This window comes from Mesorhizobium sp. M0601 (genome assembly GCF_040320845.1).
In the GTDB taxonomy this organism is placed as follows: domain Bacteria; phylum Pseudomonadota; class Alphaproteobacteria; order Rhizobiales; family Rhizobiaceae; genus Mesorhizobium.
The window spans coordinates 44,244-64,645 of sequence record NZ_JAMYQK010000016.1 but is presented as its reverse complement, the minus strand read 5'-3'; the positions used below and the strand labels follow the sequence as shown (position 1 = coordinate 64,645).

Annotated in this window: 24 protein-coding genes and 1 pseudogene; 14 read left to right on the top strand and 11 right to left on the bottom strand. The window is 63.0% G+C overall.

Annotated elements, in window-relative coordinates; translation table 11 throughout:
- Positions 1-262: 262 nt before the first annotated feature.
- From NKI41_RS16715 to NKI41_RS16700, 4 genes are all read left to right on the top strand, one after another.
- Entirely contained in the window at positions 263-1,189 is a 927-nt protein-coding gene (locus NKI41_RS16715) for an ABC transporter ATP-binding protein (protein WP_352539812.1), read from the top strand.
- Between the two features lie 14 nt (positions 1,190-1,203).
- Positions 1,204-1,965 (top strand): ABC transporter permease, encoded by a 762-nt coding sequence (locus NKI41_RS16710; protein WP_352472853.1) that lies wholly within the window; start codon positions 1,204-1,206, stop codon positions 1,963-1,965.
- 166 nt (positions 1,966-2,131) lie between these two features.
- On the top strand, positions 2,132-2,623 hold the full coding sequence (locus NKI41_RS16705; protein WP_352684040.1) for a MarR family winged helix-turn-helix transcriptional regulator: 492 nt from the start codon (positions 2,132-2,134) through the stop codon (positions 2,621-2,623).
- Positions 2,620-3,300, top strand: coding sequence for a GNAT family N-acetyltransferase (locus tag NKI41_RS16700; RefSeq protein WP_352684038.1), 681 nt, complete (start codon positions 2,620-2,622; stop codon positions 3,298-3,300). Before NKI41_RS16705 ends, NKI41_RS16700 begins: the two co-directional genes overlap by 4 nt.
- A 101-nt stretch (positions 3,301-3,401) precedes the next feature.
- On the opposite strand, the gene NKI41_RS16695 is transcribed toward NKI41_RS16700, so the two are convergent.
- Positions 3,402-5,393, bottom strand: coding sequence for a PhoX family protein (locus NKI41_RS16695; RefSeq protein ID WP_352684036.1), 1,992 nt, complete (start codon positions 5,391-5,393; stop codon positions 3,402-3,404).
- 201 nt (positions 5,394-5,594) lie between these two features.
- Between NKI41_RS16695 and NKI41_RS16690 the strand changes: the two genes are divergently transcribed.
- The 3 genes and pseudogenes from NKI41_RS16690 to NKI41_RS16680 all read left to right on the top strand — a co-directional run.
- Positions 5,595-5,933, top strand: a complete 339-nt coding sequence (locus NKI41_RS16690) for a hypothetical protein (RefSeq protein WP_023679017.1) — start codon at positions 5,595-5,597, stop codon at positions 5,931-5,933.
- Positions 5,934-5,947: 14 nt separating this feature from the next.
- Positions 5,948-6,649 carry a phosphatase PAP2 family protein gene (locus NKI41_RS16685; protein WP_352451848.1) on the top strand — a complete coding sequence of 234 codons (702 nt, stop codon included), beginning with the start codon at positions 5,948-5,950 and terminating at the stop codon, positions 6,647-6,649.
- 259 nt (positions 6,650-6,908) lie between these two features.
- Positions 6,909-7,158 (top strand): annotated as a pseudogene (locus NKI41_RS16680) (sodium-independent anion transporter); the annotation flags it as partial.
- Between the two features lie 15 nt (positions 7,159-7,173).
- Here the strand turns inward: NKI41_RS16680 and NKI41_RS16675 are convergent.
- Positions 7,174-8,034, bottom strand: a complete 861-nt coding sequence (locus NKI41_RS16675; protein ID WP_352684034.1) for an SMP-30/gluconolactonase/LRE family protein — start codon at positions 8,032-8,034, stop codon at positions 7,174-7,176.
- 115 nt (positions 8,035-8,149) lie between these two features.
- Here NKI41_RS16675 and NKI41_RS16670 point away from each other — a divergent pair, with 115 nt between their 5' ends.
- Positions 8,150-8,953 (top strand): helix-turn-helix domain-containing protein, encoded by an 804-nt coding sequence (locus NKI41_RS16670; protein ID WP_352451850.1) that lies wholly within the window; start codon positions 8,150-8,152, stop codon positions 8,951-8,953.
- Positions 8,954-9,079: 126 nt separating this feature from the next.
- Here the strand turns inward: NKI41_RS16670 and NKI41_RS16665 are convergent, their stop codons facing one another.
- From NKI41_RS16665 to NKI41_RS16655, 3 genes are read right to left on the bottom strand one after another with little or no spacing between them, the layout of a single operon-like run.
- Positions 9,080-9,877, bottom strand: a complete 798-nt coding sequence (locus NKI41_RS16665) for a C40 family peptidase (protein WP_352684032.1) — start codon at positions 9,875-9,877, stop codon at positions 9,080-9,082.
- Between the two features lie 41 nt (positions 9,878-9,918).
- Positions 9,919-10,860 (bottom strand): CHAD domain-containing protein, encoded by a 942-nt coding sequence (locus tag NKI41_RS16660; RefSeq protein WP_352684030.1) that lies wholly within the window; start codon positions 10,858-10,860, stop codon positions 9,919-9,921.
- Entirely contained in the window at positions 10,857-11,330 is a 474-nt protein-coding gene (locus tag NKI41_RS16655; RefSeq protein ID WP_352539804.1) for a CYTH domain-containing protein, read from the bottom strand. The genes NKI41_RS16660 and NKI41_RS16655 overlap by 4 nt, the downstream gene beginning before the upstream one ends.
- Positions 11,331-11,418: 88 nt before the next feature.
- Between NKI41_RS16655 and NKI41_RS16650 the strand changes: the two genes are divergently transcribed.
- Genes NKI41_RS16650 through NKI41_RS16635 form a run of 4 tightly spaced genes read left to right on the top strand, consistent with a single transcriptional unit; the run spans position 11,419 to position 15,147 of the window.
- Positions 11,419-12,135, top strand: coding sequence for a CerR family C-terminal domain-containing protein (locus NKI41_RS16650; RefSeq protein WP_352684028.1), 717 nt, complete (start codon positions 11,419-11,421; stop codon positions 12,133-12,135).
- Positions 12,132-13,085, top strand: coding sequence for an HlyD family secretion protein (locus NKI41_RS16645; protein ID WP_352684026.1), 954 nt, complete (start codon positions 12,132-12,134; stop codon positions 13,083-13,085). Before NKI41_RS16650 ends, NKI41_RS16645 begins: the two co-directional genes overlap by 4 nt.
- On the top strand, positions 13,082-14,002 hold the full coding sequence (locus NKI41_RS16640; RefSeq protein WP_352684024.1) for an ABC transporter ATP-binding protein: 921 nt from the start codon (positions 13,082-13,084) through the stop codon (positions 14,000-14,002). Before NKI41_RS16645 ends, NKI41_RS16640 begins: the two co-directional genes overlap by 4 nt.
- An 8-nt stretch (positions 14,003-14,010) precedes the next feature.
- Positions 14,011-15,147 (top strand): ABC transporter permease, encoded by a 1,137-nt coding sequence (locus NKI41_RS16635; RefSeq protein ID WP_352473617.1) that lies wholly within the window; start codon positions 14,011-14,013, stop codon positions 15,145-15,147.
- A 36-nt stretch (positions 15,148-15,183) separates the two neighbouring features.
- Here NKI41_RS16635 and NKI41_RS16630 read toward each other — a convergent pair whose 3' ends face one another.
- The 3 genes from NKI41_RS16630 to NKI41_RS16620 form a co-directional block, all read right to left on the bottom strand.
- Positions 15,184-15,837 carry a glutathione S-transferase family protein gene (locus NKI41_RS16630; protein ID WP_352684022.1) on the bottom strand — a complete coding sequence of 218 codons (654 nt, stop codon included), beginning with the start codon at positions 15,835-15,837 and terminating at the stop codon, positions 15,184-15,186.
- A gap of 92 nt (positions 15,838-15,929) precedes the next feature.
- Positions 15,930-16,907: a threonine/serine dehydratase family protein gene (locus NKI41_RS16625; RefSeq protein ID WP_352684020.1), complete on the bottom strand. Its 978-nt coding sequence runs from the start codon at positions 16,905-16,907 to the stop codon at positions 15,930-15,932.
- 196 nt (positions 16,908-17,103) lie between these two features.
- Positions 17,104-17,421 carry a hypothetical protein gene (locus tag NKI41_RS16620; protein WP_352451855.1) on the bottom strand — a complete coding sequence of 106 codons (318 nt, stop codon included), beginning with the start codon at positions 17,419-17,421 and terminating at the stop codon, positions 17,104-17,106.
- Positions 17,422-17,599: 178 nt separating this feature from the next.
- Here NKI41_RS16620 and mbfA point away from each other — a divergent pair, with 178 nt between their 5' ends.
- On the top strand, positions 17,600-18,583 hold the full coding sequence (gene mbfA, locus NKI41_RS16615) for an iron exporter MbfA (RefSeq protein WP_352473594.1): 984 nt from the start codon (positions 17,600-17,602) through the stop codon (positions 18,581-18,583).
- A 6-nt stretch (positions 18,584-18,589) separates the two neighbouring features.
- Here the strand turns inward: mbfA and NKI41_RS16610 are convergent, their stop codons facing one another.
- From NKI41_RS16610 to NKI41_RS16600, 3 genes are all read right to left on the bottom strand, one after another.
- Positions 18,590-18,934, bottom strand: a complete 345-nt coding sequence (locus NKI41_RS16610) for an antibiotic biosynthesis monooxygenase family protein (protein WP_352684018.1) — start codon at positions 18,932-18,934, stop codon at positions 18,590-18,592.
- Positions 18,931-19,263, bottom strand: coding sequence for an NIPSNAP family protein (locus tag NKI41_RS16605; RefSeq protein ID WP_352684016.1), 333 nt, complete (start codon positions 19,261-19,263; stop codon positions 18,931-18,933). The genes NKI41_RS16610 and NKI41_RS16605 overlap by 4 nt, the downstream gene beginning before the upstream one ends.
- A 96-nt stretch (positions 19,264-19,359) precedes the next feature.
- Complete coding sequence (locus NKI41_RS16600; RefSeq protein WP_352683672.1) at positions 19,360-19,575, bottom strand: DUF1127 domain-containing protein; 216 nt, start codon at positions 19,573-19,575, stop codon at positions 19,360-19,362.
- A 68-nt stretch (positions 19,576-19,643) separates the two neighbouring features.
- Between NKI41_RS16600 and NKI41_RS16595 the strand changes: the two genes are divergently transcribed.
- On the top strand, positions 19,644-20,318 hold the full coding sequence (locus NKI41_RS16595) for an ArsR/SmtB family transcription factor (protein WP_352539797.1): 675 nt from the start codon (positions 19,644-19,646) through the stop codon (positions 20,316-20,318).
- Positions 20,319-20,402: the final 84 nt, after the last annotated feature.

Genomic DNA, 20,402 nt, shown 5'->3' with positions numbered 1-20,402 from the left:
GGCGGCTCCGGCTGCTGCTTGTTTGTTGAAGGATAGGCTTGATGCACCGGACGGTCAAAGCGGCGTCCCGCCGCGAGGCGGAACGCCGCAGTGCGGTTAATCTGCTTTTGCGTGGAATTTGGCTGGACGACCGGGCAGGTGTTGCCTATTCCGGCGAACCTCGATGTCCAGAACTGTCGGGAGCGCCATTGACATCCGGATTTGCGGACCGACATTCAGCGGATTAAACCAACAACTCTGTTTCAAGCAGTCGTTTTCAGCCATGCAGCCGATCATCTCGATTTCCGGGGTCTCCAAGACCTACGCCACCGGCTTCAAGGCGCTGAAGGAGATCAATCTCGACATCGTGCGCGGCGAGATCTTTGCGCTGCTCGGGCCGAATGGCGCCGGCAAGACAACGCTGATCTCGATCGTCTGCGGCATCGTCAACCGCTCGTCGGGTTCCGTCACCGTCGACGGCCATGACATCAACCGCGACTACCGTGCCGCGCGCAGTCTGATCGGGCTGGTGCCGCAGGAACTGACCATCGACGCCTTCGAGAGCGTGTGGGCGACGGTTAACTACAGCCGCGGCCTGTTCGGCAAGCCGGCGGACAAGGCGTTCGTCGAAAAAGTGCTGCGCGACCTGTCGCTCTGGGACAAGAAGGACGCCAAGGCGATCACGCTGTCCGGCGGCATGAAGCGCCGGCTGATGATTGCCAAGGCGCTGTCGCACGAGCCGCGCATCCTGTTCCTCGACGAACCGACGGCAGGCGTCGATGTCGAGCTGCGCCAGGACATGTGGGCGATGGTGCGCCGGCTGCGCGAAGACGGCGTCACCATCATCCTGACCACGCATTACATCGAAGAAGCCGAGGCGATGGCCGACCGCGTCGGCGTCATCAACCGCGGCGAGATCGTACTGGTGGAGGACAAGGCCGAGCTGATGCGCAAGCTTGGCCGCAAACGGCTTGTGCTGGAACTGCGCAGTCCCCTGGCCACCGTTCCCGATGCTTTTTCGCACTACGCGCTGGAGCTTTCGCCGGATGGCGGACAGCTGACCTATACTTATGACAACCAGAGCGAACGGCCGGGCGTCGCCTCGCTGATCCGCGAGCTCGAGGCGGCCGGCATCCAATTCCGCGACATCGATACGGAAAACAGCTCGCTCGAGGAGATCTTCGTCAATCTGGTGAGGAAACCGGCATGAACCCGCGCGCGGCTATGAATCTTCATGCGGTATGGGCGATCTATCGGGTGGAGATGGCGCGCGCCCTTCGCACTGTGCTGCAGAGCATCGTTTCGCCGGTGATTTCGACGTCGCTCTATTTCGTCGTCTTCGGTTCGGCCATCGGCTCGCGCATCACCGAGATTGACGGCATCAGCTACGGCGCCTTCATCGTACCGGGGCTGATCATGCTGTCGCTGCTGACGCAATCGATCTCCAACGCCTCTTTCGCCATCTATTTTCCGAAATTCGTCGGCTCGATCTACGAATTGCTGTCCGCGCCGGTGTCCTATCTGGAGATCGTCATCGCCTATGTCGGGGGCGCGGCGACAAAGTCGATCGTGCTTGGCCTGATCATCCTGGCGACGGCCTCGCTGTTCGTGCCGCTGACGATCGAGCATCCGTTCTGGATGCTCGCCTTCCTGGTGCTGACGGCGGTGACCTTCAGCCTGTTCGGCTTTATCATCGGCATCTGGGCGAAGAGCTTCGAGCAGCTGCAGCTGGTGCCGCTGCTGATCATCACGCCGCTGACCTTCCTCGGCGGCAGCTTCTATTCGATCAACATGCTGCCCGGCATCTGGCGCACGGTGACGCTGTTCAACCCGGTGGTCTACCTGGTCAGTGGGTTCCGCTGGAGCTTCTACGGCAAGTCCGACGTTTCGGTCGGCGTCAGCCTCGGCATGACGGTGGTCTTCCTGCTCATCTGCATAACGATCGTCGCCTGGATCTTCAGGACCGGCTACCGGCTGCGCAACTGATCGAACGGGCCTCGTCCAGGCGAAGCAGCCTGATCGATCGACCTTTCCTTGCCGAAGGCGATAGGCCTGCGCCCGATGCCTGGAGCCCGCGCTTGAATGCCTCGATCTTGCTTTTCATGCATTGTTATATATCATGTTATCGATGTTCATGGGGATGAATTGGCCTATGGAAGACGTCATACGATCGCTTGGCTTTCTGTGCCTGGGCAGCAGGCTGAAGCGTATAGGCGAGCAACTGCAAGCGGAGGCGCAGCGCCTGCTCGACAGGCTGGATATCCCGGTTCAGGCGAGCCAATACCCGCTGCTGGCCGCGCTCGACAGGCTGGGTCCGCTGTCGGTCGGGGAACTGGCGCAATCCCTTGGCATCGCGCAGCCAGGCGTAACGCGAAGCGTCTCGCTTCTGGCCGAATTGGGACTGCTCGAAGTCAGTCCGTCGACCGATGACCAGCGGCGCAGGATCGTCTCGCTTACTCGGGACGGGCGGCGGCTGGTCGATGTCGCAAAGCGCGACGTCTGGCCTTGCATCGAGAACGTGGTCGCGGATTTGTGCGCAGGTTTTTCGGGGCCGCTTCTTGAGCAGCTGGCTGCCATCGAGGACGGCCTCGCCGCTGCCCCTCTCGACCGTCGTGTAAATAAGCCTGAGGGTGCCGCGCAATGAGACATCTGCTCGACCGCCCTATCTGGAGCGCGCTTCAGACGCGACATCGGGCCTTCGCGGAGGGTGACAACCTCGCCATGCGATATCGGCCGTCGATCGTCCCTTTCGCCGCCACTGGTGCGGACGACCCGGAAAGCCTGCGGGCGCTCGAAAACCTTGTCCCCCCGGGCGAGAGTGTGATCCTGCTTCAAGCGGACGCGATTGCTCTGCCCACGGGGCTTTTCGCGACTTCGACCGCAGCCGGGGTTCAGATGATCGCCGAGCAGCCATTGCAGATCGTCTCCGACCCGCGCGTGCATCGTCTGACCCGAGACGATGCTGCTGAGATGCTCGCCCTGGCATTGCTCACCAAGCCTGGCCCATTCACGCTCGAAGCCTTGAGCCTGGGCGATTTTTGGGGTGTGAAGATCGAGGGCAGGCTTGCGGCAATGGCCGGCGAGCGCATGAAGCAACCTGGCTATACTGAACTCAGCGGGGTGTGCTCACATCCGGAATTTCGCGGCGGTGGCCTAGGAAAGCTGCTGTCCCTGTTAGTGGCAAACCGGATAGTGGCGCGCGGCGAAGTTCCCTATCTCCACGCCTATGCCAGCAACGCCGCGGCCATAGCGTTATACGAGTCCATCGGCTTCAGGTTGCGAAGCACAATGAATGTGGCCGTGGTTCAGCGCACCGAATGATTAGTCGGCGCATGATGCGCAGCATGGATGCATCCCGTATCGGAAGGAAGGATTTCGTACCGCCGAAATCCTTCCTTGAGACTGCAAGACCTTGCTGCGTGTCAGACCGCGATCTTGCCGCCGCCTTGCCTGGTGATGGCAACGACCGCCGGGCGCACCGGCATGTCCGGCTTGAAGTCGGGCCAGCGCGTCGACAAATCCTCATAGTAGGACGGACGGCCGAAAGCCTCCCAGTCCTCGCCGCCGTCGCCCGGATGCTGGACGGCAACGAAGGCGGTCTGGTCGTCCGGCGCAAACAGGGGACCGCACATTTCGGCGCCGATCGGCACGCGGAAGAACAGCTTTGATGTCGCCCGTGCCGTCCCCTCCGTATCGACAGCCCACAGACCATCGGTGCGGCCGGTGGCTTTCGGGCCTTGGCCGTCGGTGGCGACCCAGAGGCGGCCAGCCGAATCTACCGTGCAATTGTCCGGCATGCCGAACCAGCCATTGGCGGTGGTTGCGGTCGAGAAGGTGGCGCCGACGTCGGCCACAGCGGGATCGCCGCATTTCAGCAGGATTTCCCACCTGCCCTTTGTCGCGGTGAAATCACCGCCGTCCTCGACGATCTCGATGATGTGGCCAAAGGCATTTTCGGCACGCGGGTTGGCAGCGTCGACCTGGTCGGCCTTGCGCTTCGAATTGTTGGTCAGCATGACATAGACCTTGCCGTTGGCGGCATTGGGCTGGATGTCTTCCGGGCGGTCCATCTTGGTGGCGCCGAGCAGGTCGGCGGCGCGGCGCGTCTCGATCAGCACGTCGGCCTGGCTGGCAAAGCCGTTCTCCGCCGTCAGCGGCCCTTGGCCGAAGACGATCGGCAGCCATTCGACCGAACTGTCGTCGGCAAACTTGGCGACATGCAAGGTGCCGTCGTCGAGCAAATCCATGTTCGCGGCGCGGTCGTCCGGATTGAACTTGCCTGTGGTGACGAACTTATAGACGTAGTCGAAGCGCTCGTCGTCGCCGAGATAGAAGACGACACGGCCATCCTTGGCGACGATCGATTCGGCGCCCTCATGCTTGAAGCGCCCCATGGCGGTGCGCTTCCTCGGCACCGAAGTCGGATCCTGGACGTCGACCTCGACGATCCAGCCGAAGCGGTTCGGCTCGTTAGGCTCCTTGCCGATGTCGAAACGGCCGTAATGCGCTGCCCATTCATAGGCACCTTCGGGAATGCCGAGGCGCTTGTAATTGGCCGCCTCCCTGTGGCCCTGCGGCAGCTCGCCCGAGAAATAGCCGTGGATGTTCTCCTCGGCCATGACATAGGTGCCCCACGGCGTGACGCCGCCGGCGCAATTGTTGATGGTGCCGATGACCTTCGTGCCGGTCGGATCGGCGCTGGTCTTGACGCGGTCGTGGCCGGCGACCGGGCCGGAGAGCGCGATCTCGGTGTTGGAGGTGATGCGGCGGTTGAGCTTGCCGTCGCGAACGACCTGCCATTTGCCTGATACCTTGCGTATCTCGACGATAGTGCCGCCATGCGCGGCCATCTCGACATCGACTTGCTCCTTGCTGAGGGGCGCCTGCTTGGCTTTGCCATCGACGATGGTGACGAGACCCGGAAACATCAGGTGCGGATTGGTGTATTCGTGATTGACGACCAGCAGGCCGTGCTCGGCCGAGCCGTCGATCGGGATATAACCGACATAGTCGTTGTTGTAGCCGAATTGTCTGGCCTGGGCTTCCGCCGACTGTTTTGTCGGATCGAATCCCGGCGAATCGGCGAACAGCGGATCGCCCCAGCGCAGCAGCACGTCGGCGTCATAGCCAGGTGCGACGTGATGCTTGTCGTCGATGCCGGCCTCGAGCTCGTCGAAAGCGAAGGCGGAGCCTTTGGCGGCGCGGGCGTTGTCGGCGGTGATCAGCGCCAGCGGGCTGACGGTAGCGGCTATGGCCGAGACGGCAAGCGAACCCTTGAGGAAGCCGCGGCGCGAGAACCGCGCGGCGATGATCTCACCCATGGTGCGGTTGTCGGTGGGATTGGCTCCTGGCCCATCGTTTTCCTCGAGCAGGCTGGTGCGGAAATGGGCGTCAGGGGTGCGATGTTCGGTCATAGGGCCTGCCTCTGGCTGGATGGATTGCTGGAGCGTGTTGCCTTGCCAATCCGGTATTACCGGCAGGTCACAGTTTGATGACATGCCGGCTAAATTGCCACCTGCGATTTCGTCTCCAACATCGGCCCTGCTTGACCGCGACCGGCGCTTCGGAAACAAGAGCTGCGGCAGGCGGTAGGGACCGCATCGGGAGGAACAAAAGTGAGTTTCTGGGGACTTGGGCAGCTCTGCGTCTCGACGGTGATCTTCCTGCTGGCGGCGATGGCCGCAAAACAGTGGGGGCTGGCGCCGAGCCTCGGCAAGATCGTGCTGACGTTGGCGCTCTACTCGCTGGGCAATCTGATCATGCTGAGGCTGATCCGTGAATTCGGCATGTCGGTGTCGTTCAGCCTGTCGGCGGTGATCCAGCTGGTGTCGGTGAATGTGGTGGCGCTGGTCTTCTTCGGCGAGCGCGTCAATGCCTTGCAGGCAACCGGCATCGTGCTTGCCATCGCAGCTGTGGCGCTGATCACGCTCGGGCCCTATCTGCAAAGGCTGTAACTGCGATCGGGCCGATGAAGAAGATTGCAAGCAGACTGCCCAACTGGCTGGAGTTCCCGGTTCTGCTGGCCGGGCTGGTCATTGCCGGCGGGCTGTGGGGGTTCGAGGAGCTGATGGAGCTGGCGCGGGCCACCACGCCGCATGCCTTCGACACCGAAATCCTGCTTGCCTTCCGCAAGGCCGGCCAGCCCGACAATCCGATCGGACCGGCGTGGCTGGAAGGAGCGATGCGCGACATCACCAGCCTCGGCAGCGCCAGCGTACTGCTGCTGATCACGGCAGCAATGATCGTCTATCTGCTTCTTATCCGCAGGCCAGGCGCGGCGCTTCTCATGTTCGTCGCGGTAGCGGGCGGCCAGCTCCTGTCAAGCGTGCTGAAATTCGACATCGACCGGCCGCGCCCCGATCTGGTCTCGCATCTCGCCGATGTGGCATCGCTTTCGTTTCCGAGCGGCCACGCCATGCTGTCGGCGGTGACGTATTTGACGCTGGGCAGCATGGCGGCGCGGGTTTTGCCCGGGCGCACAACGAAGATCTATGTACTCGGGCTGGCGGTGCTGACGACAGTAGTGGTCGGCATCAGCCGCATCTATCTCGGCGTCCACTGGCCGTCCGACGTATTGGCCGGCTGGTGCGCCGGCTTTGCCTGGGCGATGCTGTGCTGGCTTGCGGCACGGTTCCTGCAGCGATGGCTTGGGCGGGCCGACGGCACCTGACTCAAATCAGCCTGTTGATCAGGCCATGACCGCAGCCTGCCAGCAAGAAAACCATCGACAGCAAGGCTGTCGAGGTCGCCAACGCTTTGAATATTTTCACCCGCTCATCCTTTTGAAGTCGTTCCTGTGAAGTCGGGATCGCAGCGGATGTCCCGCCAAACGATGCCGAGGTTTGTAGCATGACAGCGCATCGGCTGGCAAAGAGTGCTGCATGTTTGGAGGCAGATCATCAATCCTTGGTGCAGGAAGACGTCGCCGACCACGCCAGCGCAGGAACTTCATCCTCGACTGTTCGGCCGTGCCGTTCTTCGATTCGACGGCAGCCAATGTCATCGAGGGCGCGGGCCCACAAGGCGAGCCGCGCCGGCGTTCGCTTCATTATATCAGGCGCTTCACCGCAGGATACGCCGCGTGCTGATCAACCACGGCGTCAAGCGGCCGCTGGTGACTTATGCGCCTCGATCACGGATGCGCGGGCGCAGCTGAGGAGAGCCGCGCCCGTCGCCTGAACTGGCAACGCCGGCTTAGTCGAGGCCCAACGCTGAGACCTCGCCCTCGTTCATCAGCGGCACGAAGATTGTCGACCTGCCGTCGGTGCCGATGTCGGCGCTGCCCGGCTTGAACGTCGCAACCGCTTGCGGCGTGCCGCCGGCTTTGTAGCGGTAGAGCGTGCCGGTCATATAGGCAGTGGCGTAGATGCTGCCGCCGATGGCAACGACGCCATCGAGGTTGGCAAACTTTTCCGCGCCAGCCAGTGGCGAAACGGCCTTGGTAGCAAGATCGACCGAGAGCAGGCCGCCCGGCTCCGCGGTGCTGAAGTCGGGCTTGATGCCCTTGCCCCAGGAAGCGACGATCAGCCGGCCGCCATCGGCGAAGATGCCATTCGGCGAAGCAAGCGCCGCATCCCTGACGAACAGTTCGGGCCGGTCGCGGTCGATGCGATAGATCGTATCGGCAAGCATATCCGTGACGTAGACCTTGCCGGATGCATCAGCGGTCATGTCGTTGAGAAAGACCGCGTTCGGCACGTCGATCGTCGATGTTAGCTTGCCGCTTGCGAGGTCGACGACGCGCACATGGGTGAGGTCGGCGACGTAGAGTTTGCCGCCCACAATCGCCATGCCCTTGGGCGCGTCCATGCCGTCGGTCCAGTGTTGCGTGACGAGCTTGCCGTCCATCGACAGGATCGACAGATAGCCGTTGCCGTCGGCTTCGCCGGGATTGCCGACGATGTTCGAGACGACAACGCGCTGGCCGGCGGCGTCGAACAGCGCCGATTCAGGCTGCTCGAGGCCGCCGGTGCGCCAGAGTTCAGCGGCCTGAACTGCCGGCGCGGCGGCGATGCCGACCAGGGCGAGAAGTATCGAGGTGAAGCGGCTCTTCATGGCTAGTCTCCTGTAATGGACTGGCGGAGAGCTAGGCCTTTCGATACTTTTCGGGAAGAGCTATCAGGACTAGTACCGAAGGCTGATACCAAATCGTGCAAAAGAGGTGCATCCCATGAACGGCCTGATCTTCGAAGCGCTGAAGCGGACGCTTAAGGCAAAGGGCATCACCTATCGCGTCCTCGCCGAGCGGATGGGTGTTTCCGAGCCGACGGTGAAGCGCATCTTCCACGAGCGCAACTGCAAGCTCGACCGGCTGATGGAGATCTGCACTGCCGCCGGCGTAGAGTTGGAGAACGTGCTCGGCTCTATGAACAGAGGACCAGGACCCGCCAACCAGATCGCGCCGGAGATCGAGCGCAAGCTCGCCGGGCGGCCGGCACTGCTGTTCGTCTTTGTCATGCTTTCCGAGAAATTCACGCCCGAAGGCATCATGCGCTCACAAGGGCTGAGCGAGGCTTCGATGTTCCTCTATCTGCGCGAGCTCGAGGAACTCGGCCTGGTCGCGCTCGGTCGCGGCCTGTCGGCAAGGCTGCTGATCGAGGCGCCGATCCAGTGGAATTTCGAGGGGCCATTGCGGCCGCTGTTCGAGACGACTAACAAGAATTTCATCGGCTGGGCCATCACCCATCTTGAGCGCGAGTCGACGTTCGTCAGCTTCTCCAGGCGGATGCGGCCGGAAACGGCGGAAATGGTCAGGCGCGAGGCGGAGGAATTGGCGGAGCGCGCCAAATTGCTTGCTCATCACGACCAGCACACGACGCCTGAAGACCGACTGGTCGGCTACAAATGGACGTTTGCGTTCGGCGCAACGCCGTTCCCGGTGATCATGCCGATCGGGCCGCATCCGCGCGACGCAGGCGCACGGACGGACGATCGAGTTGCGGCTGCCGCAAACGGACGACGTCTGCCGGCCTAGGTCAAAATGCAGAACGACCGAGTCCGGGCTGTTGGCGGCAGCCAGTCTGACTGAGCTTCTTACCCCTGAGTATCGGCCGCAAACCGGTTCTCAGAAGGTCCCCTGCTCAAACACAAGATCGAGCGGCTATTCGGCGGTCTTGTTCGCCACCTTGTCATCCCAGACCATCTGCCGGTAGTCGAAGCCGTATTCCAGCGTCGGCTTGACAATACGGAAATAGGGCGACAGGTCGAAATCGCGCGGCGTGTAGAGCGAGTGATGGCGGATGTGCAGGATTTCCCTGCGCGAAAAGCTCGACTGGGCCGAGGCACGGCCAGGCGCCCGGGTAATCTCCGGCAGGATCGGGTAGCGGATCAGGCCATACGCCTCGGCGATCAGCGACGAGCAGATGGCGCGCGTCGGGTCGCCGGAACCGAAAGCCAGCATGCGGCGGCGCCAGCGCACCGGCACCGGCGGCGTCGGCAAGAAGTAGCGCAGCATGTCGAATATGTTCCTGAGATCGTATCTGAGACCGAGCCTGCCGATCATGAACGCGACGACCGCTTCGCGATCGTCCGGAGCCAGGCCACTCGCCCGGCAGATGCGGGTGTTGTAGCTGCGATAGCGCGACAGCGGCACGGCGATGCAGCCATCGCCGAGCGTGACCTCGATCAGGCGCCGCCGCTCCGATCCGTCCTCCGGCTCCGGTAATGCATCGCCGATATAGAAGGCGGCATGCGACCAGGTCGACTGGGTGAGGTATTTGATCGCCGCCGAGATCTTCTGGTTGCCTTCGATGAGCAGGATGTCGCCGGGCTCGAGCGTGCGGCGCAACGTTTCGGCGTCCGACGGCGTGTAAGGCTCGTAGCCGGACGATTCCTCCTGCAGCCGGCCGGCAAGCCAGCGGCCAAGTCGGTCCAGAAGCGTGTCGCCGGGCTCGGTCATGCCAGACGGCGATTACCACAGGGCGGCAAGTTAGACCATGATCAGCCCACGCCAGGCGTGCCGGCGTCTTCGTGCGCAACTGTGAGATCTTCGCGCGCCTTACGGGCGAACTTCCTCGTCGAGCGCTTCGGGCTGTCGCCGAAAAGCTCGGCCGCCTCGGCGAGGCAGGTCTTTTTCAGGCTCTTTTCCGAACGCTTCAGCAGCTTGGCAAGCAACCGCGTCTCTTCAGCAGGACCGAGTGGCTGGTCCTCGGCATCGAGAAGCGCGCGCATGACGAACACATCGTGCAGCTCGCCGAGCCGCTCGCCCAATTCGTCGACGGCCCTGCGCCGCGTTTTGATCGGCGTCGGCCACAGCCGGCCGAGCAGCGACAGGTGCATGCCATGCGTCTTGGCCGCCTTGCGCAGGTCGTGAAAGTCATCGGCTTCGCCGCGCGAAGCCGCCCTGTCCAGCGCTTTCCTGGCGCGGCGCAAAGTGGTGCGCGCGCCTTCGGCGAGCACGTCGGCAGCCTGCTCCGGCTGGTCGGGCAGAGCGAGCTTGTCGATCCGGGCGACACCTTCCTCGCAAGCGGAAATCGCCGCGCCTATCGCAGCATCGAGGCCTGCTCCGCCATGCAGTTCATGCTGGCGCGCGACGAGCCTGTCACGCACGGCACCGAGGCCATCGGCGGCACTTTGCTCGGGAAAGCTTGCCGCCAGCCGGTCGATTGTTTCGACCAGCGCGGTCGCCTCGCGCGGGCCGGCAAGCAGGGCCGCCACCTGGCGGTAGCACCGATTCTCCGTCACGCAGAATGTTTCGTCTCCGGAACGGACAAGGCGCAGCAAGGCGCGGACGTTCTTCAGCCGTTTGCGGCATTTGTGCAGCCCCGGTTCGGGCCTGTCACGCGCCGCGTTCAGATGGTCGATTACCTTGCCGATCTCCTCGGCGAGGATGCGCCTGACCTCTCCGGTCAGCGACATGCGCGGATCGATACGAAAGCTCATGCGACGATCTCCGGAATCCCCCCAAGGGCGAGCGACGCGTTGTAAAATCTCGGCTCGCCGGTGATTTCACGGCCGAGCCAATCTGGCAGCATTTCGTCCTGTATATCATCCGGCGTCTCGAGCTCGGCGATCACCAACCCCGCAAGCGTCCCGCCGAAGACATCGACTTCATAGCGATAGCCGCGATGTTTAACATGGTGGCGTGTCTTCTCGATGACATGTCCGATGGCAAAGGCCTGCATCTCCTGCGCCTCCGCCAAAGGTACCGGATATTCGAATTCATCGCGCTCGCGTGCCTGGCTGCCGAACTTGAGCGTCAGCTTGGCGGCCGCATCGTTGCTGATGCGGACACGAACCGTACGGCTGGGTTCGGCGACAAGATAGAATTGACGGATATGAATGTCCGCCTCGACCATTGCCCGCCATTCCTCACCTGAGACCAGGAATTTACGCTCGATTTCCTTGCCCATGGCCAGGCACTAAAGCGCGCACGGCCAGAGTTGGCAAGCCGCTTGACCGCACTTGACTTTAATCATTCGATTGATTAAATTGTTGGCCATGATCAAATCGCCCAGCGCCAGCGGCCTTCCTCATGAGGCGCCCAAGACCGCCGCCGATATGACGCGGGCGGCACTTGTCCGCGCGGCGTTGAAACTGTTCGGACGGCAAGGTTTCGACGGCACCTCGACGCGCCAGATCGCGGCGGAGGCCAAGGCCAATATCGGCTCGATCGCCTATCATTTCGGCGGCAAGGAAGGGCTCCGCAACGCGGCGGCCGACTACATCGTCGACACCATCCAGACCGTTGCCGGCCAGGCGATCGGCAATCTGCAGGCGCCGGTCGCGGCATTGGCCGACACCGAGGCCGCGCGGGCACATTTAGCCGTCGCACTGGAGCGGATGGTCGCCTTCATCGCGGCAAGGCCGGAAGCCGGCGAGATTGTACAGTTCGTCCTGCGCGAGCTGTCGCATCCTACCGCGGCGCTCGACCGTATCTATGACGGCGTGTTCGAACCGGCGCATAACCGGTTCTGCCTGATCTGGGAACAGGCGACGGGCGAGCCGGCCGAGAGCGAGCGCACAAAACTCACCGTGTTCACGCTGATTGGCCAGGTCGTCTATTTCCGCATCGGCCGCGAGGCGGTTATGCGCCGCATGGGCTGGCGCGAGATCGGCAATGACGAGGCCGGAAAGATCGCGGCGGTGGTGACGGATAATCTCAGCGCGATTTTGGCTCGGCGCGATTTGGCTGTCCGGAAGGATCGTGGATCATGAGCCTGCTCTGTTCTTTGCCGCTTGCCGCCCAGCTTTTCAGCGCCTGCGCGCCGGGAGCACCGCTCGCCGTCGGCTACGTCGAGGGCGACTACGTCCTGCTCGCGCCGATCGAGGTGGCGCAGGTCGAGACGATTGCGGTCAAGCGCGGCGACCGCGTCGCGCCCGGCACGCCGGTGGTGACGCTGGAAAACGCCGACGCCAAGATCGCCATCGCACAAGCCGAGGCGGCCCTTGCGCAGGCCCAGGCGCAACTTGCCGACCTGCAGGTCGGCAAGCGGCCTGAAGAGATTGCGGTGCTCAAGGCGCAGCTCGACATGGCCAAGGCGCAAGCCGCCGACGCCAAACGCCGTTACATCCGCGCCAGCGATCTGTTCAAACGCGGCACCGGCACACAGGCCGACTACGACACGGCTTCCGCGACGCTGGAGACGGCCAACGCGCAGGTCGGCCAGGCGGAGGCCAATCTCGCCGTCGGCGGCCTGCCGGCACGGCCGGAGACGATCAAGGCCGCCGACAATCAGGTCAGGCAGGCGCAGTCGGCGCTGGAGCAAGCGCAATGGCGGCTGTCGAAGCGCGTGCTGACGGCGCCCTCGCCCGGCCGGGTCAACGATGTCATCCGCTATCCTGGCGACACGGCCGGGCCGACCGCGCCGGTCATCTCCATGCTGCCGGATGGCGCGGTGAAGCTCAGCGTCTATGTGCCGGAAAGCGCGTTCTCCTCGGTCGACGTCGGCACGCTGCTCAACGTCCGTTGCGACGGCTGCGGATCGGGCGTGAAGGCTCGCGTCAGCTACGTGTCGCCGGATCCGGAATTCACGCCGCCGGTGATCTACTCGCTCGAGACCCGGCAAAAGCTGGTCTATCTGGTCGAAGCGCGGCCGGAGGGCGACGCCAGCGCATTGCAGCCCGGGCAGATCGTCGACGTCGATCTGGCGGACATCGGAAAATGAACGTCATCGACGTGCACGGCCTGGTCAAACGCTTCGGCGACAAGACCGTCGTCGATCATGTGACTATGGCTGTGGCCGAGGGCGAGATCGTCGGCTTCCTCGGGCCGAACGGCTCGGGCAAGACGACGACCATCCGCATCATGTGCGGCTTGCTGACGCCGGATGAGGGCGAAGGCACCGTTCTGGGCTTCGACATCCGCACCGACAGCCTGCGGATCAAACGCGAAGTCGGCTACATGACGCAGAGATTCTCGTTCTACGAAGATCTCACGATCGGCGAGAATCTCGAATTCGTGGCACGGCTCTACCGGCTGACGCCGCTCGACGAGCACGTTGCTAAGACGCTTGAGGAGCTCGGCCTGACATCGCGCAGGAACCAGTTGGCCGGCACCCTGTCCGGCGGCTGGAAGCAGCGGCTGGCGCTGGCCGCCTGCATCATGCACAAGCCGAAACTGCTGCTGCTCGATGAACCGACGGCGGGCGTCGACCCGAAAGCGCGACGCGAATTCTGGGACGAGATCCACCGGCTGGCGAGCGGCGGCCTGACCGTGCTGGTCTCCACCCACTACATGGACGAAGCCGAGCGCTGCCACCGCATCAGCTACATCTCCTACGGCAAGATGCTGGCCACCGGCACGGTCGAGGACGTGGTGAGGAATGCCGGGCTGACCACCTTCGTCCTGCAAGGGCCACGGCTCGATCAGGTCGCTGCCGCACTTCATGGCCGCCCCGGCGTCGACCAGGTGGCGCCGTTCGGCGCGACGCTGCATGTCGTCGGCTCCGACAGGACGGCACTTCAGGCAGCGCTCGCCGATGTCGAGAAAGAGCACGAGGGCGTTACGGTGACGCCCGGCGAGACCAGCCTGGAAGATGTGTTCATCCAGTTCATGTCCGGTTCGAAGGACAACATGGGATGAAAAATGGGATAGACAGCATCTTTTCGTTCGCCAGGCTAGGCGCGCTGCTGATCAAGGAGTTCATCCAGATGCGGCGCGACCGCATCACCTTCGCCATGATGCTCGGCGTACCGCTGATGCAGCTGGTGCTGTTCGGCTATGCCATCAACAACGATCCGAAGAGCCTGCCGGCAGCGCTGGTGACGATGAGCAGCGATCCTTACACGCGGGCCATGGTTTCGGCGCTGCAGACCACCGGCTATTACCGCTTCGACCATGTTGCGCAAAGTGCCGCCGAAGCCGAATTCCTGATGGCGCGCGGCGACGTCGCCTTCGTCGTCACCATTCCCGCCGATTTTGCCCGACGGGTCGAGCGCGGCGACAGCCCGCAGATCCTGATCGAGGCGGATGCGACCGACCCGGCCGTCGCCAGCGGCGCCATCTCGACGCTCGGCACGGTCGCCAATCAGGCGCTGCTCAGGGCACGCGGTATGCAGGAGACGGCGGCCGAAGCTGCCCGGGGCCAGCTCCAGGTGGTGGTGCACCGGCGCTACAATCCGGAAGCCGTCTCACAATACAACATCGTGCCCGGCCTGCTCGGCGTCATCCTGCAGATGACGATGGTGATGATGACCTCGATCGCGCTGACGCGCGAGACCGAGCGCGGCACGATGGAGAACCTTCTGGCGATGCCGTCCAGCCCGCTCGAGATAATGCTGGGCAAGGTGCTGCCCTATCTGGCGGTCGGCGCCGTGCAGGTGCTGGTGGTGCTGGCAGCCTCGAAGCTTCTGTTTGCCATCCCCTTCACCGGGTCGATGTCGCTGCTGTTGACGGCGGTCCTTATCTTCGTCTTGGCGCTGGTGCTGCTCGGCTACACGATCTCGACGATCGCCCGCACGCAAATGCAGGCCCTGCAGCTCACTTTCTTCTTCTTCTTGCCGTCGATCATGCTGTCCGGCTTCATGTTTCCCTATCGCGGCATGCCGGACTGGGCGCAGATTTTCGGCGAGGTGCTGCCGCTGACGCATTTCCTGCGCATCATCCGCGCGGTGATGCTGAAGGGCGCCGAGCTGCCGGCGGTGGCAACGGAAATCGGCTGGCTGGTGGTGTTCGTGGCGCTGTTCGCCGGTATTGCGCTGGTGCGGTTCCGCCGGACGCTGGATTAGGGTCGAACTCGATCCGCTTGTGCAAATGATCGAGATTTACACGGACTTGGCCTGGCCCGGGACCGGTGTCAATTCAGGCGCATTGAGCCCTTCGAAGGGATCGCGCCAGGCGTCGATTTCTTCGAGTTCAAGATACCAGCGACTGACAGAGGGATAGTCATCGAGCGGCAATCGGGCGACATCGTTGAAGGGCAGAAACGTCGCCATTCGAAAGTCGGCATAGGAAACCGAAGCGCCGACCAGCCATTCTCGCTCAGAAAGCTCGGCATCAAGTATGGCAGCGGCCGTGCGGAAGTCGCTCAGGCCCTCCTCAACCCGCGCCTGATCGATCGGGCCGAGCCCATAGCGCTGTTTGGTCCCGCGTTCGAAATGCACGACATCGCAGGCTCTTGCGAAGTTCTCTTTCCCCCAACTCAGCCATCGGATCATCTCGGGCTCGTCGTCGCCAGCGCGCCAGAAATCCGAATGCATATCGCGCGAAAGCCGACAGGCTATGGCGTCGGCCTCCCATAGGCTTTTTCCCGAACCTATAAGGATGGGCAATGAAAGATTTGGATTGAGCGGCCGAAATCGCTCGGCCTGGCCCGGAGCGAAGGGAGAGGCGAATTCAAACTCGACCTTGACGTTGAGATACCGTGCCACCGCGACCGCGAGGCGAGGATTGGGATTGCGGCTGAAGAACAGTTTCATTGATCTCAGTCTTTGAAGGGTACCGGTTCGGCTGGGCGCAACGGAGGCTCGAGCGCCTCGAACCGGCACATGACCTGGAATTGGTTGCTATCTTAGCTGGCAGCAATGATCTCGGCATAGGTGCTGAGATCGACATTGCCCCCGGAGAGCACCACGGCAATGCATTTCCCGGCAAGGTCGATCTCGCCTGACGACAGCGCGGCCAAGCCGACGCAACCGCCGGGTTCGACCACCAGCTTCAGACAAGCCATCGCATCGCGCATCGCCTGTGCCACCGCCTTGTCGGAAACGGCGATGGCGCCCGCGAGATTCTTGCGGTTAATCTCGAAAGTGATGGCGCCCGGCTCGGCGACGAGAAGGGCATCGCAGATCGAGGTGTGGCCGGGCGTGTTCGACACCCTGGCGCCTTTGATCAGCGAGCGGCGTGTGTCGTCGAAATGCTCGGGTTCCACGGCCCAGACGGCGGTGCCCGGCGAGGCGTCCTTGACCGCGATCGAAATGCCGCTGCTCAACCCGCCGCCGCCGCAGGGAACCACTACCGCATCGAGGCTGACGCCAAGCGCTCTTGCTTGGCGCATCAATTCGAGGCCGATCGTGCCCTGGCCGGCGATTATGGCCGGATCGTCATAGGGCGGCACCAGGACCATGCCCTTTTCCACGTAAGAACGGACGACGGCAGTGCGATCGTCGCGGACCCGGTCGAAGGTGATCACTTCCGCGCCCATCTTCCTGACATTGCCGACTTTCATCGCCGGCGCATCGGCGGGCATGGCGATGACGGCCTTGACGCCGAACATCGCCGCTGCGGCGGCAACGCCTTGCGCGTGATTACCCGACGAGAAGGCGACGACGCCGCGGGCGCGTTCTTCCGCCGAGAGCGAGGAGAGCTTGTTGTATGCACCGCGGAACTTGAACGAGCCGGTGCGCTGCAACGTCTCCGGCTTGAACAGGATCCTGGCGCCGAAGCGATTGTTCAACTCCGGCGATTCGATCAGCGGCGTTTCGACAATCAGTCCGGACAATCGCGCTGCTGCACTGTGAATATCGGCGATGCCGGGAGGGGTGATCATGGCTGGGTCCTGCAAGAGATGAGACTGCCTATGGTGCACGGAAAGGGAAGCCGCGCACCAATGAAAAATGTGACCGTTACAATTCGACTTGGAGGCAGGAGTGGGGCGTGACTGTCACCCACCTCTCCTCCGCCCTCCGCCATGCATTCGTCATTTCGACAAATCGCTGCCGATTTACCGGCATTGCCGGCCGCCCCTACCCCAACAGCGTCTTTTGCCGTTTGGGGCCGCCGATCTTGCGCCAGGTGTTGAAGCGATGGGTGGCAGCGGCGAAGGAGATCTTCATCTGTTGGGCGACCGAATAGCGCGACTTGCCCTCGTCGAACAGGCGATAGCAGCACTCGACGCCCTCCTCGGTCAACTTGCCGTCGGGAGCCTTGTTATGCGGATTGGCGGGATCAAATTTTTCGACCTGCTGCTCGACCAGCCCTTTCAGGCGCTGCAAGTCCGCCTCGATGTTAGCGATCAGGTCGAGAACCGGCTTGGGGTCAAACGGCTGCTGTTTTTCCAGCATCTGCGGGTTCCTTTCTCTTGGTTCAGATTCGATTATATAGGTGAACGTTTGCCGATAGCAACGATGCCTCGTTCGGTTTCGAAGTCGATACTTTTGAGCAGATGAGTGGAGCGCACACGATTGACCGGCGACGCGCGAAGCCATAATTAGAACTATTCTAAACTAGGGTGAATTTCTCATGCTTTCCCGCGTTTTCGGCTTCGGCCGCCGTCCCTTCGAATCGCTCTCGGAACAGGAGATCCTGGCGCTCGCCATCTCCTCCGAGGAGGATGACGGGCGCATCTATCGCGCCTATGCCGACGGGCTGGCGGAGAGCTTTCCGCAATCGGCCAAGGTGTTCGAGGAGATGGCGGAGGAGGAGGACGGCCATCGCGATTCGCTGATCGAGCTTTACCGCAAGCGCTTCGGCGAGCGCATACCGCTGATCCGGCGCGAACATGTGAAGGGCTATTACGAGCGCAAGCCGGACTGGCTGGTGAGGCCGCTCGGCATCGATCATGTGCGCAGCCAGGCCGAGGCCATGGAGCGCCAAGCCTACCTGTTCTATATCGAGGCGGCCAAACGCACAGGCGATGCGTCGACGCGAAAGCTGCTCGACGACCTGGCGATCGCAGAACAGGGCCACGAGACACTGGCGCAGCGGCTGGAGCAAAAGCATGTGCCGGGCGCGGTCAAGGACGAAGAGGCGGCGGCCGAGCAGCGCCAGTTCATCCTGACCTATGTGCAACCGGGGCTGGCCGGGCTGATGGATGGCTCGGTGTCGACGCTGGCGCCGATCTTTGCCGCCGCCTTTGCCACGCATGATACGTTCCAGACCTTTCTGGTCGGGCTTGCCGCCTCGATCGGCGCTGGCATCTCGATGGGTTTCACCGAGGTGGCTTCCGACGACGGCAAATTATCTGGCCGCGGCTCGCCGGCAAAACGCGGGCTGACTGTCGGCGTCATGACGACGCTGGGCGGGCTCGGCCATGCGCTGCCCTATCTCATCCCGCTTTTTTGGACGGCGACCATTGTCGCCGCCGTGGTGGTTTTCTTCGAGCTGTGGGCGATCGCCTTCGTGCAGAACCGCTACATGCAGACACCATTCTGGCGCGCCGCCTTCCAGGTGGTGCTAGGTGGCGCGCTGGTGTTTGCGGCAGGGGTGCTGATCGGGAATGCTTAACAGTCCTTAACCATTCATCGCCTGGCTGTCCTGAGGCGCCTCGGCGCGTTCGGTCAGGCCGTAATCGCGCACGACATGAGCGATGCGCAAACGATAGTCCGCAAAGATACCGCCGCGCCCGGCCTTCTGCGCCTGCCGATGTTCCTGCGTGTTGCGCCAGGCCTTCACCGCATCCTCGTCGCGCCAGAAGGACAGCGACAGGATGCGGTTCGGATCGGCAAGGCTCTGGAAGCGCTCGATCGACAGGAAACCGTCGATGCCGTCGAGCAGTGGGCGCAGATCGGCGGCGATGCCGAGATAGGCATCGCGCATGCCCGCCGCCGGCTCGACCTCGAAGATGACGGCGATCATGGCTTCACCAAAGGAGCATGTGGCCCGGAGGCCAGCTTGAGGAAGGTGCGGTCCTCCTTCAGGATGAATTTTTCCCGCCGGGCGAACTCGTAATTCGCCTTACCGGCGGGATCGGCGGCGAGCCGGGCGCGGTAGGCTTCGTAGGCCGCAAGACTGTCGATGTTGTAGGCGGCATAAGCCGTGGTGGCCGAGCCTTCGTGCGGCGCGAAATAGCCGATCAGATCGGCGCCGCAGCGCGGGATCGCCTGCCCCCAATTGCGTGCATATTCCTCGAACGCCGCCTTGCCGAACGGATCGATCTCGTAGCGGATGAAGCAGGTGATGGTCATTTTCGCCTCCTTGGCGGTGGATGTTTTCTTGCGGTCACAGTTCGAGCCGGATCGAAACGTTCCGAAGATCGATATGCTAGGCAAATCCTTCGCTGATCATGCCTGCCAGAACGATTTCGCGCATTCGCGGCGGACGTCTTCAGGTGTCAGGCCAAGGTCCCGCAGCAGATGATCGTCGATCTCGGCGAGGTCGAGACGCTGCAGATGACGGTCGTACCACCGCTTCAGGAGCCGCAGCCGCAAGCGCCGCAAGACAATGAACGGGAACGGCCGGCGAGCAGGCGCGGCGCCGAGAATGGTCCTTGCAGGCATCGTTGTCTCCTTGATTTGCATCGAGACTAATGCTTTTCTGACGAGGATGCTTCGATGAGGAACGAACCATGCGCGAAGGACCTGACATAGCCCGCATTGCCAGCCTGGTGGGCGATCCAGCGCGGGCAAACATGCTGTCCGCACTGATGGGCGGCACGGCACTGACGGCGAGTGAACTGGCACTCGAGGCCGGGGTGTCGCTTCCGACAGCGAGCTCCCATCTGTCGAAGCTGATGGAAGGCGGGCTGCTGACGCTGGCAAGCCAGGGACGGCATCGCTACTACGGCCTCGCCGGCCCGCAGGTAGCAGGCATGATCGAGGCGATCACAGGTGTTGCCGCTGCGGCCGGGCCGCAACGAGTGCGGCCTGGCCCACGCGACGCGGCCATGCGCGTGGCGCGGGTCTGCTACGACCACCTCGCCGGCGAGCAGGCGGTGGCGATGCTGGACCGTCTCGTCGCTCGACAAGTGCTCCTGCGAGATGATGAGGAGATTCAGCTTGGGCCGTCGGCCGCCTCGCATTTCGCCGCGATCGGCATCGATGTCGAGGGCAAGGCGCGGCGACCGGTGTGCCGGGCCTGCCTCGACTGGAGCGTGCGGCGTTCGCACCTCGCCGGCACGCTGGGCGCCGCCATTCTCGACAAGATCCTCGCCGAGAAATGGGCGCGGCGCGAGAAGGACAGCCGTGCGGTGATCTTCTCGCCGACAGGCAAGCAGGCGTTCGAGAAGACGTTTCTCGCCTGACGGCTCGCTTCGACGCACTAGAACGGCTCGTCGTTTCACGGAAACACCGAACCGCTCTATCTTTTTTGTTTTGACGCAATCCCA

What these genes read in the sequence shown, in the direction of transcription:
- NKI41_RS16715 (WP_352539812.1), top strand. Translation starts at nt 263, where the DNA reads ATGCAGCCGATCATCTCGATTTCCGGGGTCTCCAAGACCTACGCCACC.
- NKI41_RS16710 (WP_352472853.1), top strand. Translation starts at nt 1,204, where the DNA reads ATGAATCTTCATGCGGTATGGGCGATCTATCGGGTGGAGATGGCGCGC.
- NKI41_RS16705 (WP_352684040.1), top strand. Translation starts at nt 2,132, where the DNA reads ATGGAAGACGTCATACGATCGCTTGGCTTTCTGTGCCTGGGCAGCAGG.
- NKI41_RS16700 (WP_352684038.1), top strand. Translation starts at nt 2,620, where the DNA reads ATGAGACATCTGCTCGACCGCCCTATCTGGAGCGCGCTTCAGACGCGA.
- NKI41_RS16695 (WP_352684036.1), bottom strand. Translation starts at nt 5,393, where the DNA reads ATGACCGAACATCGCACCCCTGACGCCCATTTCCGCACCAGCCTGCTC.
- NKI41_RS16685 (WP_352451848.1), top strand. Translation starts at nt 5,948, where the DNA reads ATGAAGAAGATTGCAAGCAGACTGCCCAACTGGCTGGAGTTCCCGGTT.
- NKI41_RS16675 (WP_352684034.1), bottom strand. Translation starts at nt 8,034, where the DNA reads ATGAAGAGCCGCTTCACCTCGATACTTCTCGCCCTGGTCGGCATCGCC.
- NKI41_RS16670 (WP_352451850.1), top strand. Translation starts at nt 8,150, where the DNA reads ATGAACGGCCTGATCTTCGAAGCGCTGAAGCGGACGCTTAAGGCAAAG.
- NKI41_RS16665 (WP_352684032.1), bottom strand. Translation starts at nt 9,877, where the DNA reads ATGACCGAGCCCGGCGACACGCTTCTGGACCGACTTGGCCGCTGGCTT.
- NKI41_RS16660 (WP_352684030.1), bottom strand. Translation starts at nt 10,860, where the DNA reads ATGAGCTTTCGTATCGATCCGCGCATGTCGCTGACCGGAGAGGTCAGG.
- NKI41_RS16655 (WP_352539804.1), bottom strand. Translation starts at nt 11,330, where the DNA reads ATGGGCAAGGAAATCGAGCGTAAATTCCTGGTCTCAGGTGAGGAATGG.
- NKI41_RS16650 (WP_352684028.1), top strand. Translation starts at nt 11,419, where the DNA reads ATGATCAAATCGCCCAGCGCCAGCGGCCTTCCTCATGAGGCGCCCAAG.
- NKI41_RS16645 (WP_352684026.1), top strand. Translation starts at nt 12,132, where the DNA reads ATGAGCCTGCTCTGTTCTTTGCCGCTTGCCGCCCAGCTTTTCAGCGCC.
- NKI41_RS16640 (WP_352684024.1), top strand. Translation starts at nt 13,082, where the DNA reads ATGAACGTCATCGACGTGCACGGCCTGGTCAAACGCTTCGGCGACAAG.
- NKI41_RS16630 (WP_352684022.1), bottom strand. Translation starts at nt 15,837, where the DNA reads ATGAAACTGTTCTTCAGCCGCAATCCCAATCCTCGCCTCGCGGTCGCG.
- NKI41_RS16625 (WP_352684020.1), bottom strand. Translation starts at nt 16,907, where the DNA reads ATGATCACCCCTCCCGGCATCGCCGATATTCACAGTGCAGCAGCGCGA.
- NKI41_RS16620 (WP_352451855.1), bottom strand. Translation starts at nt 17,421, where the DNA reads ATGCTGGAAAAACAGCAGCCGTTTGACCCCAAGCCGGTTCTCGACCTG.
- mbfA (WP_352473594.1), top strand. Translation starts at nt 17,600, where the DNA reads ATGCTTTCCCGCGTTTTCGGCTTCGGCCGCCGTCCCTTCGAATCGCTC.
- NKI41_RS16610 (WP_352684018.1), bottom strand. Translation starts at nt 18,934, where the DNA reads ATGATCGCCGTCATCTTCGAGGTCGAGCCGGCGGCGGGCATGCGCGAT.
- NKI41_RS16605 (WP_352684016.1), bottom strand. Translation starts at nt 19,263, where the DNA reads ATGACCATCACCTGCTTCATCCGCTACGAGATCGATCCGTTCGGCAAG.
- NKI41_RS16600 (WP_352683672.1), bottom strand. Translation starts at nt 19,575, where the DNA reads ATGCCTGCAAGGACCATTCTCGGCGCCGCGCCTGCTCGCCGGCCGTTC.
- NKI41_RS16595 (WP_352539797.1), top strand. Translation starts at nt 19,644, where the DNA reads ATGCGCGAAGGACCTGACATAGCCCGCATTGCCAGCCTGGTGGGCGAT.